Consider the following 275-nt stretch of genomic DNA (forward strand, 5'->3'; position numbering starts at 1 on the left):
GACGGAAAGATCGATACCGCCGACGATCAGAAGGATGGTCATGACGACCACAACGATGCCTTCCACCGAGAAGGACATCAGCATGGCCCTGAAATTGCCGAGCGTCAGAAAGTGTGGAGAGGCGAAACTCATGAGTACGCACAGTGCGAGAATGACGGCGATCAGCCCCGCCTCCCGCATCGTTCCGAATCTCTTCCAGGAAGAGGGCCGCTCCTTCGCCGCCGCCAATGCGTGATCTGTCATTGTTTGGTCTCCTGCCCCTGCTTTTTCTTCAG

Annotated in this window: 1 pseudogene; it reads right to left on the bottom strand. The window is 56.7% G+C overall.

Features of this window, described 5'->3' with window-relative positions:
• Positions 1–243 (bottom strand): annotated as a pseudogene (locus SB724_RS20010) (ABC transporter permease); the annotation flags it as partial.
• Positions 244–275 lie beyond the last annotated feature (32 nt).

Origin of the sequence: Bacillus sp. SIMBA_031 (genome assembly GCF_046535225.1) — a bacterium.
Taxonomy (GTDB): domain Bacteria; phylum Bacillota; class Bacilli; order Bacillales; family Bacillaceae; genus Bacillus; species Bacillus velezensis.